Origin of the sequence: Flagellimonas sp. MMG031 (assembly GCF_040112705.1) — a bacterium.
In the GTDB taxonomy this organism is placed as follows: Bacteria; Bacteroidota; Bacteroidia; order Flavobacteriales; family Flavobacteriaceae; genus Flagellimonas.
In genome coordinates this window covers 2,680,681-2,695,826 of sequence record NZ_CP157804.1, presented here as the reverse complement: position 1 = coordinate 2,695,826, position 15,146 = coordinate 2,680,681, and the positions used below count along the sequence as shown (strand labels likewise).

14 protein-coding genes, 1 tRNA gene and 1 pseudogene are annotated in these 15,146 nt (G+C 42.7%); 6 read left to right on the top strand and 10 right to left on the bottom strand.

Going from position 1 to position 15,146, the window contains the following annotated elements:
* Positions 1-4 precede the first annotated feature (4 nt).
* The 4 genes from ABNE31_RS12160 to ABNE31_RS12145 all read left to right on the top strand — a co-directional run bounded on the left by ABNE31_RS12160 (position 5) and on the right by ABNE31_RS12145 (position 3,836).
* The gene (locus ABNE31_RS12160) at positions 5-1,390 is read left to right on the top strand and encodes a HAMP domain-containing sensor histidine kinase (RefSeq protein ID WP_349351323.1); all 1,386 of its coding nucleotides are present in this window, start codon (positions 5-7) and stop codon (positions 1,388-1,390) included.
* A gap of 83 nt (positions 1,391-1,473) precedes the next feature.
* Positions 1,474-1,974, top strand: a complete 501-nt coding sequence (locus ABNE31_RS12155; protein WP_349351322.1) for a hypothetical protein — start codon at positions 1,474-1,476, stop codon at positions 1,972-1,974.
* A 212-nt stretch (positions 1,975-2,186) separates the two neighbouring features.
* A complete protein-coding gene (locus tag ABNE31_RS12150; protein ID WP_349353050.1) occupies positions 2,187-3,002 on the top strand; it encodes an HAEPLYID family protein in 816 nt (271 codons plus the stop codon).
* Positions 3,003-3,254: 252 nt separating this feature from the next.
* Positions 3,255-3,836, top strand: a complete 582-nt coding sequence (locus ABNE31_RS12145; protein ID WP_349351321.1) for a hypothetical protein — start codon at positions 3,255-3,257, stop codon at positions 3,834-3,836.
* A gap of 277 nt (positions 3,837-4,113) precedes the next feature.
* On the opposite strand, the gene ABNE31_RS12140 is transcribed toward ABNE31_RS12145, so the two are convergent.
* From ABNE31_RS12140 to ABNE31_RS12125, 4 genes and pseudogenes are all read right to left on the bottom strand, one after another.
* Positions 4,114-5,076, bottom strand: coding sequence for a site-specific integrase (locus ABNE31_RS12140; RefSeq protein ID WP_349353049.1), 963 nt, complete (start codon positions 5,074-5,076; stop codon positions 4,114-4,116).
* Between the two features lie 3 nt (positions 5,077-5,079).
* Positions 5,080-5,343, bottom strand: a pseudogene (locus ABNE31_RS12135) (Arm DNA-binding domain-containing protein); the annotation flags it as partial.
* Between the two features lie 250 nt (positions 5,344-5,593).
* A tRNA-Ser gene (locus tag ABNE31_RS12130) sits at positions 5,594-5,678 on the bottom strand.
* A gap of 126 nt (positions 5,679-5,804) precedes the next feature.
* Complete coding sequence (locus ABNE31_RS12125) at positions 5,805-6,305, bottom strand: outer membrane beta-barrel protein (RefSeq protein WP_349351320.1); 501 nt, start codon at positions 6,303-6,305, stop codon at positions 5,805-5,807.
* 180 nt (positions 6,306-6,485) lie between these two features.
* Here ABNE31_RS12125 and ABNE31_RS12120 point away from each other — a divergent pair, with 180 nt between their 5' ends.
* The gene (locus ABNE31_RS12120; RefSeq protein WP_306013026.1) at positions 6,486-7,238 is read left to right on the top strand and encodes a sulfite exporter TauE/SafE family protein; all 753 of its coding nucleotides are present in this window, start codon (positions 6,486-6,488) and stop codon (positions 7,236-7,238) included.
* 16 nt (positions 7,239-7,254) lie between these two features.
* On the top strand, positions 7,255-8,448 hold the full coding sequence (locus ABNE31_RS12115; protein WP_349351319.1) for a DegT/DnrJ/EryC1/StrS family aminotransferase: 1,194 nt from the start codon (positions 7,255-7,257) through the stop codon (positions 8,446-8,448).
* 48 nt (positions 8,449-8,496) lie between these two features.
* On the opposite strand, the gene ribB is transcribed toward ABNE31_RS12115, so the two are convergent.
* The 6 genes from ribB to tpx all read right to left on the bottom strand — a co-directional run bounded on the left by ribB (position 8,497) and on the right by tpx (position 15,090).
* On the bottom strand, positions 8,497-9,636 hold the full coding sequence (gene ribB, locus ABNE31_RS12110; RefSeq protein WP_179383840.1) for a 3,4-dihydroxy-2-butanone-4-phosphate synthase: 1,140 nt from the start codon (positions 9,634-9,636) through the stop codon (positions 8,497-8,499).
* A complete protein-coding gene (locus ABNE31_RS12105; protein WP_179383839.1) occupies positions 9,633-11,120 on the bottom strand; it encodes an LptF/LptG family permease in 1,488 nt (495 codons plus the stop codon). The genes ribB and ABNE31_RS12105 overlap by 4 nt, the downstream gene beginning before the upstream one ends.
* 3 nt (positions 11,121-11,123) lie before the next feature.
* A complete protein-coding gene (locus ABNE31_RS12100) occupies positions 11,124-11,771 on the bottom strand; it encodes an outer membrane lipoprotein carrier protein LolA (protein WP_293282461.1) in 648 nt (215 codons plus the stop codon).
* 4 nt (positions 11,772-11,775) lie between these two features.
* Positions 11,776-14,163, bottom strand: coding sequence for a DNA translocase FtsK (locus tag ABNE31_RS12095; protein ID WP_349351318.1), 2,388 nt, complete (start codon positions 14,161-14,163; stop codon positions 11,776-11,778).
* Between the two features lie 62 nt (positions 14,164-14,225).
* Complete coding sequence (locus ABNE31_RS12090; protein ID WP_293287774.1) at positions 14,226-14,591, bottom strand: diacylglycerol kinase family protein; 366 nt, start codon at positions 14,589-14,591, stop codon at positions 14,226-14,228.
* The gene (gene tpx / locus ABNE31_RS12085) at positions 14,584-15,090 is read right to left on the bottom strand and encodes a thiol peroxidase (protein WP_179383835.1); all 507 of its coding nucleotides are present in this window, start codon (positions 15,088-15,090) and stop codon (positions 14,584-14,586) included. Before tpx ends, ABNE31_RS12090 begins: the two co-directional genes overlap by 8 nt.
* Positions 15,091-15,146 lie beyond the last annotated feature (56 nt).

The window sequence follows — 15,146 nt, the reverse complement described above, 5'->3', positions numbered from 1 at the left end:
GCTCATGCCACTAAAAACTAGAATCACAATAATATTTATCCTACTGACAGGCTTGCTCCAAATCGTGATATTCCTTTCCATTTACTTCTTTGCCAAGGAATATACAGAAAACGAGTTCTACTTAAGGCTTAGCCAAAGGGCAACTATCGCTGCCCAAGTTTATCTTGAAAAAGATGAAGTCACGATCGAAATCTATGAAGCGATCAGACTTAGGCATTTGCAGACACTTCCTGATGAAAAAGAAGTTATCTATCCTGTGGACACCGAAAGCGGTATTCCTCCAAAAGAGCTTAAAGCCAATTTTCCAAGTCAGTTCTTGCAAAAAGTATTTGAGGAGAAGTATGCGGAAACGAAGCTGGGCGACTTCTACCACACGGGTTTGCTCTATAATGATAATCAAGGGGATTTTATGGTTTTGATGTCCGCCAAGGACCTCTATGGTTCCGGAAAATTGGAAAATCTCAGGGATATTCTCGTTGTAGCCTTTTTGATAAGTATGGTCTTTATATCCATTTTGGGCCAATATTTTGCACAACAGGCGCTAAGCCCTATTTCTAAAATTATAAGGAAAGTAAACACGATAAGGGCGGAAAACTTAAACCTAAGACTCGAAAAGGTTCGTGGAAAAGGAGAGCTCTCCGACTTGACACAGACTTTCAACAATATGTTGGACAGATTGGAAACTTCTTTTGAAATGAAGAACAATTTTGTCCAAAATGCATCACATGAGCTCAAAAACCCATTGACGGCCATTATAGGACAGGCAGAGACAGCTCTTGCCAATTCCAGAAACAAGGAGGAATATATCTTGGCATTGAAAGCTATAGAAACGGAGGCAAACAGGCTTAACAACCTCCTTAATTCCCTCTTCAATTTGGCCTACACGGACCAAGACTCCAAAGGCCTCAAAATTGATATGATTCGGATTGACGAGATATTAATGGATTTAAAGTCCAACTTTGACAAAGTTATGTCCAGTCGGATCAATTACTGTTTCCAAAATCTGCCCAAAAATGCTGACGACCTTGTCTTCAAAGGAAACCAAAGTCTTATCACCATTGCGTTTATGAACATTCTGGATAATGCGCTTAAGTATTCGATGGATGGTCAGGTTGATATCGGTATCCACGTGGAAGAAGGAATCATAATGGTCAAAATAGAAGATAAAGGTATTGGAATACCTGAAAAAGATCTTAAAAGTGTATTTGAACCATTCTACAGGGGCTCCAATGCAAGAACTTTTAAAGGTTTTGGTTTTGGTCTTTCCCTTTCCGGAAAAATAGTTCGGCTTCATGGAGGTACAATGCGGATAGATTCCAAGTTGGGAATGGGTACTATAGTATATGTTGAATTGCCCAACATTTTCCTTGGTTATGAAATAGCCCGTTGAAATTTTAATGTGATTCTAATCCCTTTCTTACTTCCCTTTAATGTTCACTGGCTATTCTTGTGGTCAAAATCAAAAAACACATTATGAGAAAAGTTTTGATTCCCACAGACCTCAGCGCACAATCACTAAAAATAGCTGAAGAAGCCTTTAAAATGTACCCGGACGAAATCATCGATGTTTTATTGGTCTATCCATATCATTTGCCACTCTGGAGCTCCGAGCTTTATTGGTTCTCTCCTGTAAAAATCATTACCGAACATAGGGATGAGCATTTTGCCCGAGCAAAGGACGATCTTGTGAGAAAGTATTTTAGGAACATCAGCTCCATTTATACAGAACTGTTCACAGGTGTAAACTCACTTGCTTTCGATAATTTTAGAGTCCATCATCAAATTCAAACAGCAGTGGTTCCCCAAAAAGGATTTTTGGATTTTTCACACGATGATACTTTTGACCCTGTCGATTTGATAATTAAGACGGTTCCTGAGGTCCAAAGGGTCAAAATTGAAAAGGAAGTAGATCACAATACCCAAAGACAAAAGTCTGGACTGTACAACCTTATCCAAAAGGTCTTTCGTTCTTGATTGTAATTCCATAACCAACGTCATTTTGTTGTTGTAAAAACTATCCGATGTCATTGAATGGCAAAATTTGACGTCAGCTATTCTTCTTCCATTGGGAAGTTGGGTTTTACAATTTACTGACAGACTGACTATTCAATGGTCAAGACCAATGACAACATTGAAGATTTAATTACCATAAATATAAAAACATGAGATTGACGATTGTTCTTTTAATGATAGCAATCCTAGGTGTGAAAGCACAGAATCCAGAAAAGAAAGAACAGGATAGCGTATACATCGATGAAATAGAGAAACAAGCACCAGTAAAAATACTGCATGCAGAACCACTTTATATTGACTTAATCCGGGATTTGGGAGCTAGAAAAGGTGAAAAGGAATGGAACGTGGGGTTTGGAATTACGGATAGAAGCGTATACGATGAATACGAAGCCTTGGTGGAATATGAGTGGGCGCCTTTGGACAGATTGGGCCTGGAAGTGGAATTGCCGTTTTCCATTTACCCTTCAGGGATGAATGGAAATGCCCCGTCCAGTAAACTCAATAGCCTGAAAATCGCGGGACAGTATTCTTTCTTCGTATCTGAAAAATTCAATACGAGTATGGCAATTGGATATATCCATGAGTTAGAGCTGACCGAGTTTGTAAATTATGGAACAGAACAGCTCTTCACAGGCAACGTTTACAACCCCTTTTACATTGTAGCTAAGCGCTGGGGCTCAAACTTCCATTCATTGCTATACACAGGCCCACAATTCCTTCACCATTTCTCAAATGGTTTGGTCGAAACAAATTGGCAGATCAATTCCAATTTTCACTATATGATCAGTGGAACAAGAAATTTCATTGGCATTGAATTGAACAAAAATGTTGGAACAGATTATTTCGATATGACAATTAGACCACAAATGAGACTTGGAATCATGGACAATCTTTTGATAGGGATTGTTGCAGGCGTGCCAATCAGCAGAGACAATGAAAGATTCAGCACATTTTTGAGGCTCATTTATGAGCCAGGACATAGAAAATGATTAATGTGCCGGCTTGGCTCATCTTCTCTTTTTGGGGTTTGTGAATGGAGTGAATTTTAAAGTGGAAATCAACTGTTTCAAAACTATAATCAATAAAATTCCCATATGTAAACACTGAATTTTGTGTATTGCGATTCTCCGGATGACGGATATATTGAATTTGGTCCGAGAATTTGCTAATGATGGAGGGAATCAAGGAAACGACAAGGGGTCTTTATATGGAAACCTAAACCAATTTAAAGAACAGAAGCCATGGGAAAAATGAGCAAACTTAATTTAAAGCTGATTATTTCGATACTTTTTGTGTTTGTCTTGGTGCTATTTACAAATCGGCTCGACCACGGGTATTTTTCAAAAATCCTGTATGATAGTGAACAAAAGCATCTGGCGCAATACAACCTGAATGAACTTTACCGCAATTTTAGCTTAAAAAAATGCTCTCTTGATTCTTCACGCACTTCTTCAAGTACATACACCAATGAAGAAATAGAGAAGTTGCTGTTGAATATTGATGCGATTAAATTATCTCATTTGGCATCTATGGAAATCAACAAAATAAAGGGTCATTACAACACTTTATCAAACTTGGAAGCTTCTGGTTTGAGGAATGATGAAATTCTTTTGAATAAAAGTGAATTAAAAACCCTGTTGGACCAGATTTTGGAAAAGATAGAGGGCTTGTTGGAGACCGTTCATGATGAATCAACATCACTTGTTCCGTCCAGACATTACTCAGGGGCGGGGAAGCTACTTTTGAACGTTGAGTTGATATTTATGCTGATACTTGGCTCAATAATTCAATTAATCATAATATGGAAACCAAATGAAGAATAAGTGCAGCTAAGGGGTTATTTGCCAAGGTGGAAATATTAATGCATTTTTCTGTGTTTTATTTCTAGGTTACAAATTTTGATAAGAATTCATAACCAAATGCTTTCATTCATTGAATGATTGGACTTACCACGAAAGTATCTGCATAAGGCACTAAACTCAAGGTTAAAATGATATAGCAACCTTTCAAATTTTTGGGTAAACTGAGTGCTTCCCAATTGCCATAAATTTAAGTTGAATTCACAGAACAAGTTATGGATAATAGTTTAATACAATGAGATTAAGCATTCTTTGACTTGACTTTTTCCTGGAAGCTCAACTTCTTTTTTAACAGTTGCATATCCTCACTGACTTTTCGGTTCAATATTTTCGCATAATGTTGTGTGGTTCGAAGTGATTTATGCCCCAACATTTTACTTACCGATTCAATGGAGACACCATTGGAAAGAGTTACCGTTGTCGCAAAAGTGTGTCTGGCCAAATGAGTGGTCAGGTGTTTGTTGATACCGCTAAGGTCCGCTATTTCCTTTAAATAGGCATTCATTTTTTGGTTGGTCAATACTGGTAACACCTTTTTATCTACAAGTAACGGACTGTGCTCATATTTTTCAAGAATCATCAATGCAGTGGGAAGAACGGGAATGTTACTTTTTGTTTTTGTCTTGGTACGTTTGGTGTTGATCCAAAGATCTCCGTCAATCCCTATCACAAAATCGTCATGTGTCAATTTTTTTACATCTGCATAGGCCAATCCTGTAAAACAGCAAAAAACAAAACAATCTCTTACATGCTCCAATCGTTCATTAGTAAAAGAATGGTGCATTAGTCGTTGTAGTTCTTCATCGGTTAGGAATTCCCGCTCGACCGTTTTTAATCGAGCTTTCCAATTAGCAAAAGGATCTGTTTTGATCCAACCATTCGCATAGGCAATTCGAATGATCTTTTTAAAGTTCACCACATATTTGATGGCCGTGTTATGGCTGCACTTTCTTTTCGTCTTTAGATAATATTCGAAACCGGAAATAAAGGAATGATCCACATCCACAACGGGTATATCTTTTTTTCGAAGTTCGATCTGTAAATATTCAGCCAGATGACTTTTTGCTGTTCTGTATCGTTCTGCTGTACCGGGGGCGAAATCTTTTCCTACCAGTTCATTAACTCTGTCATTGTGTTCTTGAAATATCTCCAAAAGCATTTTACTGGGCTTGTCCAATCCCAAATAGGACTCCTTAAGTGACACCGCGGTAAGTGTTTGATCTCGATCTCTCACTATCTCCGCATGTCGGTAAAGGTCAGTGCGTATTTTGCTTAAATACGAATTCAAGAGCCTTATTTCCTGGGAAAAACCTATTGCTTTGCCATACGCCGCGTCCCATATACTGGGGTGTATCTTGCGTCCAGTACTGAATTCTGAACGCTTGCCATCAATTGTAATTCTGACATAAATAGTTGACCGGCCAACACGATCTTTTTTATATTTCCTGAGATAGAATAGAAGAGAAACCATAAGAGGCACCTAATTTAACATTAAACACCTTGAAATTATGAAAAAAAATTTAAAAGGAGTTTGTTGTAAATACTTGATAAACAGAATAATATAAGCGATTAGGTGCCCCTTTTTGAAGTTGCTATAGGGGGCACCGAAAGGGGCACTATTAAGTATGGTTTCAAATGATATTATTTGATATCATAAAAAATAAAAAACCCTGTAAATTATTGATTTACAGGGTTTAATGTATTGAGATGTTGTTTCTCAGCGGAGGAAGAGGGATTCGAACCCCCGGAGGTGTGACCCTCAACAGTTTTCAAGACTGCCGCATTCGACCACTCTGCCATTCCTCCTAAGCGGGTGCAAATATATAAAGCTTTTTCTTATCCCAAAAGACCTTTTTTGTTTATTGTTGTCCGAAAAGAAAAATCCGATATATTCTCATATACCGGATTTAAAAAAATATTGCTCTTAGCTTTTTAGTCTAGGTCAAACTCCAATCCCAATGAAAGAATATCCCAACTACCACCATCCAAAGAAACGCCCCTGTACGCCAATACTAAATCCAGGGCTGTTGATACAGAATAGGCCATTCTTGGGGAATAATAAAAGCCTCCATCATTTCCATCGCTGATACCAAGAGCATAACCAAGGTCGGCTCCCAGTGAAAATTGATCAGAAATTTGAAATCGCCCGGCGGCTGCGATAGGTAGGAACTGCACATCATCAACATCAACGGTACCGATTCCCGTATCGATTTCTTTCCCAAAGGAATGGGAATAGCCCAAGGTTGGGCCCACTTTGAATTCGTCGGAAACATCAAATAAATAGCCCAATTCCACCGCGATGGCAAAGCTTGAAAAGTCCCCGGCATCCCCGACAGGCAAGCCTGCATGGATTCCTGCGTTAAAATCACCTTGTGCTTGGGCAAAGGAGAATCCTAACAACGTAGTTAGCGCAACTAAAACGATTTTTTTCATGATTTTGAATTTTAAGGTTACTCTAAAGTAGTGAAAATTAACATAATCGCATTTTTAAAGGCCGTATTTTGATAAATCAATAATTTCAGCAACATCTGGAGAAGCAAAAGGTGTGCGGATCCTTTAAAAGATGTTGAAACCATTAAGGCCGATCAAAACAATGGTCATACCTTTGCCACTATGCTCGAATGGTACCACTATTTGCTATTGATTGCTGTAGGTTTTGCAGTAGGGTTTATCAACACCGTGGCGGGGGGCGGTTCCTTACTTTCCTTGCCCACGCTCATCTTTTTGGGTTTGCCACCGGCTGTGGCCAACGGAACCAACCGGGTGGCCATTGTAGTCCAGACCGCTTTGGGAACGGCCGGTTTCCGCAGCAAGGGTGTTTCCACCTTTCCGTTCAATCTGTACTTGGGTATTGCGGCCTTTTTAGGATCTATAATCGGAGCCTATATTGCTGTTGATATTGATGGGGAAACCTTTAATCGGATTTTGGCCATCGTTATGATTGCCGTGGTGCTGATTATTATTTTCAAGCCAAAGATGCGGTTGGAGGAGATGCAAGAACGACTTACGGGCAAATACCTGTGGGTTGCTTTGATCGTTTTTTTCTTTTTCGGGATTTATGGGGGATTCATCAATGCAGGACTAGGATTTTTAATGATGCTTTTTTTGCATTACTTTAATCGAATGAACCTAGTTCGGTCCAACGCTACCAAAGTCGCGGTCGTATTTGTATATATGCTGGCAGCTTTGGCCGTTTTTGCGTTCAACGATAAGATAGACTGGAAATTAGGCTTTATCCTTGCCATCGGGAATGGGTCAGGCGCATGGTTCGCCAGTAGGTTCTCCGTAAAAAAGGGGGATGGGTTCATCAAAACATTTTTGGTCGTGGCCGTAGTGGCAATGGCCATCAAACTATGGTTTTTTTAAAAATTTAAATTGATATATGCCAGGATTTGAACTTTTTGGGGATAAGGAAAGAATGGAAGTGCAAAACGTATTGGATTCCGGAGTGCTGATGCGCTACGGTTTTGATGCCATGCGCAACGGACATTGGAAGGCCTTGGAACTCGAACAAGGTTTGGCAAAACGCATGCAGACCCAATATGCCCATGCCGTGAGCAGTGGAACTGCGGCTCTTACCGTGGCCTTGGCCAGTGCTGGTATTGGTGCTGGGGATGAAGTGATCATGCCCACCTTTACCTTTGTGGCCAGTTTCGAGTCCATTTTGGCCCTGGGAGCTGTTCCGGTACTGGTCGATATTGATGACACCCTAACCCTGAAACCCGAAGCGGTCGAGAAAGCCATCACTCCAAAAACCAAAGTGGTGATGCCCGTGCACATGTGCGGCTCCATGGCAGATTTAAATGCGTTGAAGGCCATTTGCGAGGCCAACGATCTTTTGTTGCTCGAAGATGCCTGTCAGGCCATCGGAGGGACCTACCACGGAAAGCCCTTGGGCAGTATCGGCGATTTGGGTTGTTTCTCCTTCGATTATGTAAAAACGATTACCTGTGGAGAAGGCGGGGCGTTAATTACCAACAATAAGGCGTATTATGAAAATGCCCACAAATACTCCGATCATGGTCATGACCACATCGGAAACAATAGGGGGGCGGAGGAACATCCGTTTTTAGGGTACAACTTTCGTATTTCCGAGATGAATGCAGCCGTAGGGGTGGCCCAATTGGCGCGTTTGGATGATTTTTTGGCCAAACAAAAACGGAATTATACCCTATTGCGGGAAGCCCTGTCCCAGATTCCAGAAGTCGTGTTTAGAACCCTGCCCGAAGGGGGAGAGGAGAACTACTCCTTTCTCAACTTTTTTATGCCCTCGGGGGAATTGGCACAAATAGCACACCAAGAACTGATTGAAGCTGGAGTGGACGGCTGTTTTTATTGGTTCGACAATAATTGGCACTACTACAGAAAATGGGAACACCTAACCGATAGGAGGTCGCTGGGCAAATTGCCCAAAGATGTAGTAGAATCCTTGCCCGATTACGGCAAAGCTGATTTTTCCGAATCCGACCAATGGATGTCCCGAAATATTTCGTGTTTGATCAAACTGGGATGGAACGAAGAAGAGGTTAAAATACGTGCCAAGCAAATGGTCGATGCCATCAAGGCAGCATTATAAGTGGTCTGCTGTCAATCGCAGCTAGCTTCGTGATGTTGAACCGTTGAATCAATACTTTACGTACTCCACGATTTCCAAGCCATAGCCTACCATGCCTACACGTCGGGTTTGTGCAGAATTGGTGAGCAAGCGTATTTTGGAAATATTGATGTCGTGCAAAATCTGTGCGCCGATACCAAAATCCTTGTTGTCCATTTCCACTTTAGGTGCCTTGGTAACCCCGTCGCCCTGCAGTTTTTTAAACTCGGACAATCGGCTCAATAAGTTCATGGATTGATTTTCTTGACTTATAAAAATCATCGCACTTTTCTCCTCCTTGTTCAGCGCATCGAACATCCGTTGCAATGCTTCATCAGGATTATTGGTCAAAGTGCCCAGCATATCGTTGTTCACCAAAGTAGAATTGATACGGGTCAGCACAGGCTCACCACTTCTCCATTTGCCTTTCAGCAGCGCGATATGGACTTGGTCGTTTGTGGTCTGTTGATACGCCCTGAGCCGAAATTCACCAAATCGGGTATTGATGGTAAAGGCTTCCTTGAGTTCTATCAGGCTATCGTGCTCCATGCGGTAGGCAATCAAATCCTCGATGGACACGATCTTAAGGTCGAACTTTTTGGCCACCTCCATCAACTGGGGCAAACGCGCCATGGAACCATCCTCGTTCATAATTTCCACGATCACTCCCGCGGGTTGCAGTCCGGCCAAACGAGCAAAATCAATGGCAGCCTCCGTGTGTCCCGTTCGGCGGAGCACTCCACCTTCCTTGGCAATCAAGGGAAATATGTGCCCAGGTCGGGCCAATTCATGCGGTTTGGTCGAGGGGTCAGTGAGCGCAATCACGGTTTTGGCCCTATCACCGGCAGAAATGCCCGTGGTAACCCCATTGCCGCGCAAATCTACCGACACAGTAAAGGCGGTTTCCAGCGGGTCCGTATTATGGCTCACCATTTTATGTAGTCCCAAATCTTTGCAACGGCCCTCGGTTAGGGGAGTGCAGATGAGTCCACGGCCATGGGTGGCCATAAAATTGATGGTTTCAGGTGTAATCAGTTCGGCAGCGGCCAAAAAATCACCTTCGTTCTCCCGGTTTTCATCATCCACCACAATAATCACTTTGCCTCGCCTAATGTCGGCAATGGCTTCTTCAATGGTGTTCAGTTGTATGTTGTTTTCGTTGGAGATCATTCGTCCTCTGCTTCTTTATTTTTCCTTTTAAACAATGCTTTAATACGGTCGATAAAATGACCAAAGCCTATCAATCCTTTATCTGCGGTTGCGCGTCGGGTAAGCGATATGCCCAGTGGTAACATAATCATGGTGGGCAGCCAAGCGCCTATCGCTGGGTGAATATTGCCTTCCTTGGCGTAGTTGCCGGCAAACACCCCAATAAAATAATAGGCCAAGAATAGGATAATGGCCACTACCATGGGCAGTCCAAGTCCTCCTTTACGGATGATGGCCCCCAATGGTGCACCCACAAAAAACAGGATAATGCAGGAAAGTGCAAGCGCATACTTTTGATGCAGCGATAAAATATGGCTGTTGTAAAATTTATAACGGCTTTGCAACTCATCCTTTTTGGCGTTTACCGTACTCAGAATGCTGGTCACTTCGTTCTGCGCTTTTTTAACTACCTGCAGTTGTTCCCATTGTTGCAAACTTGAAATAAACACATCAATGTCGCGGATGGTATCTTGTTGAATCTCTGTTTTCTTTTCTGGGACAATAAGTTCCAAGGAATCTACTTTGGGTTCCACGGGGAAGGCTCCCATGCGGTTGACCACGTTTTTGGAGAAGGCCGTCACTTTTTCGAGATTGTTTTCCCGAAGGGAGTCAATATCCTTGATAAGGCGCCCCACATTTTTCATTTTGTTGGTGGTGATGTTTTGGTCTTCTTCCAAATCCTGATCGTTCAATTCAGAAATGTCGATATTGATGGTGTAGGTGTCAAAATTGGACTTGGCAAATGGATGCTTTCGCCGTTCCGCTGCCTTTTGCGGAATCACCTCTTCGTAGTAATTGCCATCTTTGAGCACCAATTGGATAATGTCGGACTCCTCACTACTGATCAACTCACCTGTTTTTGCCTTAATGACGGTATTGTTGATGTTTTGGTTTGTTTTTTTATGGATGATGACATTGTCCAGAAAGCGGTCCTGCTCGCCATATTTTCTGTCCACTTTTATGTTCATTCCTTGGGCAGTTCCTTCAAAATCACTGAAAACACCCTCCGTAATGGCGGCTGCAGGCTTTACTTTGGCAATATTCCGCCTCAGGTTGAACATTTTTTGTTCCGATTTTGGAATTACATCATTGGCAAAAAAGAAGGTCACCAATCCAAGAAAGAGCACAAAAACAATCAAGCTCCGCATCCCTCGTTGCAGGGATATACCTGATGCTTTCATGGCCGCAAACTCATAGTTTTCCGCGAAAGTACCAAAGGTAAGGATGGAGGACAGGAGTACCGTAAGGGGCAGCACCTTGTCGACCAAAGTGGGAATAAAATAGAAAATAAACTTGCCAATGATTACCATGCCCAGCCCCTTTCCAGCCAAGTCATCGATGAACAGCCATATCCCTTGAAAAATGAATATGACGATCAGGATGAAAAAGGAACTGAAGAAGTTGTATAGAAATCTTCTTAGTATATACTGGTCAAGTATTTTCAATGCTTAATTTCTTATGATGTAGTACCCTTTGTCCTCGTATTTTTGCTCATCAAAGGTAAAGAGTGTGCTCGATATGGGCTGATTGGTTTTGAAAGAATTAACGGTAATGGTGGTTTTGGTACCATTGTTTCCGGTTTGGATCAGTTTGTAGATGTGCTTGGTCTGTGCATCTATACCCAAAAGTATTGATTTGATCTCCGTATTGGAATCAATGGGAATCAGCTTGACATACTGGATTTTTCTGCCTCCCACATTTTGTAGAATATCCCATTGGTAATTATGGCCTGTTTTGTAAAAGGTCAGCATTTTGGAAGGACTCACCGTATCGTTGTCCTCGTTCACGTCCTCAATGGTGACTTCCTCATTTTCGGGAACCACTGTGTACACTTTGTTGCCATCATACAATTGCTTGGCCCCAAAATAGTTCAGCAGATATTTTTCACCCTGAAGGGTAACGTTTCCGTTGGTTTCTTGCTTTAGATCGGCTTCCGTATTCTCCAAAACAGACTGAAAGTCAATATAAATATTATCGTAGCTCTGCACTTTGTTGTACACTTCGTCCAACAGTGCCTTTGCCTTGTCCGAATTTTGTCCGTAGGAAAGGATTCCAACGGTAAACAAGGCTACAAATAGGATGTTTTTTTTCTTCATGATGTTACTTTGCTTCATTTTCCAATAATTGTTCCAAGGAGTACATGTCGGGAACCAACACTTGCCGTGCCTTGCTGCCTTCAAAAGGCCCTACAATACCTGCAGCTTCCAGTTGATCGATAATCCTACCGGCCCTGTTGTACCCCAATTTCAGTTTTCGCTGGATGAGGGAGGCCGAACCTTGCTGTGCGGTCACGATAACCTCGGCAGCTTCTCGGAACATGGCATCCCTGTCCTCAATATCATTATCAAGACTTGTGCCAGATTCTTCGCCTACATATTCTGGCAGTAGGTGCGCTTCGGGGTAGGCCCGTTGCGACCCAATATAGTCGGTAATCTTGGCTACTTCTGGGGTATCCACGAAGGCGCATTGAAGCCTGGTTACGTCATTGCCTTGGGTGTACAGCATATCCCCGCGACCGATGAGCTGGTCCGCACCTTGGGCATCCAGGATGGTTCTGGAATCTATTTTTGAAGTCACCCGAAACGCAATTCTAGCTGGGAAGTTGGCCTTTATGATTCCCGTAATAACATTTACGGATGGCCTTTGCGTAGCAATGATCAAGTGAATACCGATGGCACGTGCCAATTGCGCCAATCGGGCAATGGGGGTTTCGACTTCCTTGCCCGCGGTCATGATCAAATCTGCAAACTCATCTATCACCAGTACAATGTAGGGGAGGAACTTGTGCCCATCGTTCGGGTTGAGCTTTCTGGCCTTAAATTTGGCGTTATATTCCTTGATGTTTCTAACCATGGCGGTTTTGAGCAACTCGTACCGGTTGTCCATTTCGATACAGAGCGAGTTCAAGGTGTTGATCACTTTGGTGTTGTCCGTAATGATGGCCTCATCGGAATCGGGCAACTTGGCCAAAAAGTGACGTTCAATTTTGTTGTAAAGCGTCAACTCTACCTTTTTGGGGTCGACAAAGATAAATTTCACCTCTGCCGGATGCTTTTTATAGAGCAAGGAGGTAATCACAGCATTCAATCCCACAGATTTACCTTGTCCGGTGGCACCGGCCATGAGCAAGTGGGGCATTTTCGCCAAGTCCACTACAAAGGTTTCGTTGCTGATGGTTTTTCCAAAGGCGATGGGCAGTTCCATTTCGGCCTTTTGGAACTTATTGGATGCGATAACCGAACGCATGGAAACAACGGTTGCGTTCTTGTTGGGCACTTCGATACCCACGGTTCCCTTTCCGGGAATGGGAGCTATGATACGGATTCCCAAGGCCGCTAGGGAAAGCGCGATATCATCCTCCAAGTTTTTGATCTTGGAAATCCGGATACCAGCTTCAGGAACAATCTCATAAAGTGTGACCGTGGGTCCAATGGTCGCCTTGATCTGTGCAATCCCGATCTTGTAATTTTTGAGGGTGCTGACAATACGATTCTTGTTTTCTTCCAGTTCTTCCTGGTTGATGGTGATGCCGCCCGATGCACCGTGTGCGTCCAAGAGGTCCAGTTGGGGAAACTTGTAGTTGCCCAGCTCCAGTTTGGGGTCGAATTCACCAAAATCCTCTACCAATTTGGCCGCTTTGGCGTCGGTTTCTTCCTCTTCCTCAACCGGGGTTGTCTCCACTTTTAGGTCGATGTCCGATTCTTCCTCTTCGGGAATATTCACGTCGAGCCCAGCTTCATCCAAAGGTGGTATATCTTTCTTATGGGTATACGTATCTATTTTTTCCGGTGCCGTTTCTTCTGTGGTCAGCACTATGTTATCCTCATCATCCGCGGAGGGTGCTGCGGTTATATTTGAAGTGTCCCCGTCACTGAGTTCCGATGTAATCTGTCGTTTTTGTCTGCGGAAGAAGTTGGCAAAACCTTCGGGGGTAAAATTGAACAGGCGCACCAAAATTACCATCAACATAAAAAGCAAGATCAGGAAGACCCCAATTTTACCGGTATAATCTTGAAGAAAATCATTCATTTCGTAACCCACAAGACCGCCCAACAAAGGAAAGTCAGCGGCAAAGAACCCTAGGGCAATCGATCCCCAAATAACGCCTACCAATCCCCAAATCCATTTGGATATCAAACCTTTAAGCTCCAGTCCCAGAAACAAATAAAGTCCAGTTACAGCCAACAAAAAAGGAAACACGAATGAAGCCAGACCAAAGCCCTTGTACATAAAAAAGTGGCTTACATTGGCCCCGAATTTATTCAATAGGTTACTTGCTTGGGCATTGCGGTCAGCAAATTGGGACAACATGCTTTGGTCTTCCTGCCAAGTAAAATAAAACGACATGAAAGAGAAGAAAAGCGCAATGCTCAGAACGATCAAAAGACTACCAAAGATGATCTTGTTCTGCTTGGAAAGCTTGAACGAGACCTTTTTTGGGGCATAGGTAGTTTTCTTGGTTTTTGATTTTGTCCTTTTTTTGGCCATCAATTCTGTTTAAGCGGGGCTAAGTTACAAATTTACGTTGCTACTCCTTGTGTTGGATTTTGCTAAAAGATTTTTGGGATATAGATGATCAACCCTATAATGCTGGCTAAGATGGACACTATCATTACGGCTCCAGCGGAAATATCTTTTATCAAACCAATTTTGGGGTCCAGATTGGGTTGGATGTAATCACAGATTTTCTCCACGGCCGTATTAACACCTTCCACACCCATAACCATGCCTATGGCCAATAATTGTATGGTCCATTCTGTTTGGGAAATCTCAAAATAAAAACCGAAAGCGGTAACCACAATAGCGATCACAAATTGAATTTGGATGCTGGACTCGGTCCGCAGCAATAGGAACATGCCCTTAAGGGCATATCCTACGCTTTTTACACGGTTTTTAAAAAAAGATTCTTTAGGCATCCATCAATGCTTCTAAGGCTGCTTTGTAATTGGGTTCGTCCACGGTTTCGGCTACTTGCTCGGTGTAGACCACCTCACCAGCCTCGTTGACGACTACCACGGAACGGGACAACAGTCCTTGCAATGGCCCATCGGTAAACTCTACCTGATAGGATTTTCCAAAGTTCCCGTCCCTGAAATCAGATAGGGTTTCCACCTTATCGATACCCTCCGCTCCACAAAAACGGGCTTGGGCAAAAGGCAGGTCTTTGGAAATACAAAGCACTTTGGTATTGCTCAGTTCCGCTGCTTCCTGATTGAATTGTCGCACGGATTGGGCACAGGTTCCCGTGTCGATACTTGGGAAGATGTTCAACACTACTTTTTGTCCTTTGTAGTCGGACAATTCTACCGTAGACAGGTCATTTTTGACCAATGTAAAGTTGGGTGCTTGGGTGCCGTTACCGGGAAGGTTTCCCAAGGTATGCAATTCGTTTCCTTTTAATGTTACAGTTGCCATAGTCGCAGTTTTGATTTGGAATCAAAAATACTAAAAAAACCTTCCCGAAGTCTGTT

What these genes read in the sequence shown, in the direction of transcription:
- ABNE31_RS12100 (WP_293282461.1), bottom strand. Translation starts at nt 11,771, where the DNA reads ATGAAGAAAAAAAACATCCTATTTGTAGCCTTGTTTACCGTTGGAATC.
- ABNE31_RS12160 (WP_349351323.1), top strand. Translation starts at nt 5, where the DNA reads ATGCCACTAAAAACTAGAATCACAATAATATTTATCCTACTGACAGGC.
- ABNE31_RS12095 (WP_349351318.1), bottom strand. Translation starts at nt 14,163, where the DNA reads ATGGCCAAAAAAAGGACAAAATCAAAAACCAAGAAAACTACCTATGCC.
- ribB (WP_179383840.1), bottom strand. Translation starts at nt 9,636, where the DNA reads ATGATCTCCAACGAAAACAACATACAACTGAACACCATTGAAGAAGCC.
- tpx (WP_179383835.1), bottom strand. Translation starts at nt 15,090, where the DNA reads ATGGCAACTGTAACATTAAAAGGAAACGAATTGCATACCTTGGGAAAC.
- ABNE31_RS12155 (WP_349351322.1), top strand. Translation starts at nt 1,474, where the DNA reads ATGAGAAAAGTTTTGATTCCCACAGACCTCAGCGCACAATCACTAAAA.
- ABNE31_RS12120 (WP_306013026.1), top strand. Translation starts at nt 6,486, where the DNA reads ATGCTCGAATGGTACCACTATTTGCTATTGATTGCTGTAGGTTTTGCA.
- ABNE31_RS12150 (WP_349353050.1), top strand. Translation starts at nt 2,187, where the DNA reads ATGATAGCAATCCTAGGTGTGAAAGCACAGAATCCAGAAAAGAAAGAA.
- ABNE31_RS12145 (WP_349351321.1), top strand. Translation starts at nt 3,255, where the DNA reads ATGGGAAAAATGAGCAAACTTAATTTAAAGCTGATTATTTCGATACTT.
- ABNE31_RS12090 (WP_293287774.1), bottom strand. Translation starts at nt 14,591, where the DNA reads ATGCCTAAAGAATCTTTTTTTAAAAACCGTGTAAAAAGCGTAGGATAT.
- ABNE31_RS12115 (WP_349351319.1), top strand. Translation starts at nt 7,255, where the DNA reads ATGCCAGGATTTGAACTTTTTGGGGATAAGGAAAGAATGGAAGTGCAA.
- ABNE31_RS12125 (WP_349351320.1), bottom strand. Translation starts at nt 6,305, where the DNA reads ATGAAAAAAATCGTTTTAGTTGCGCTAACTACGTTGTTAGGATTCTCC.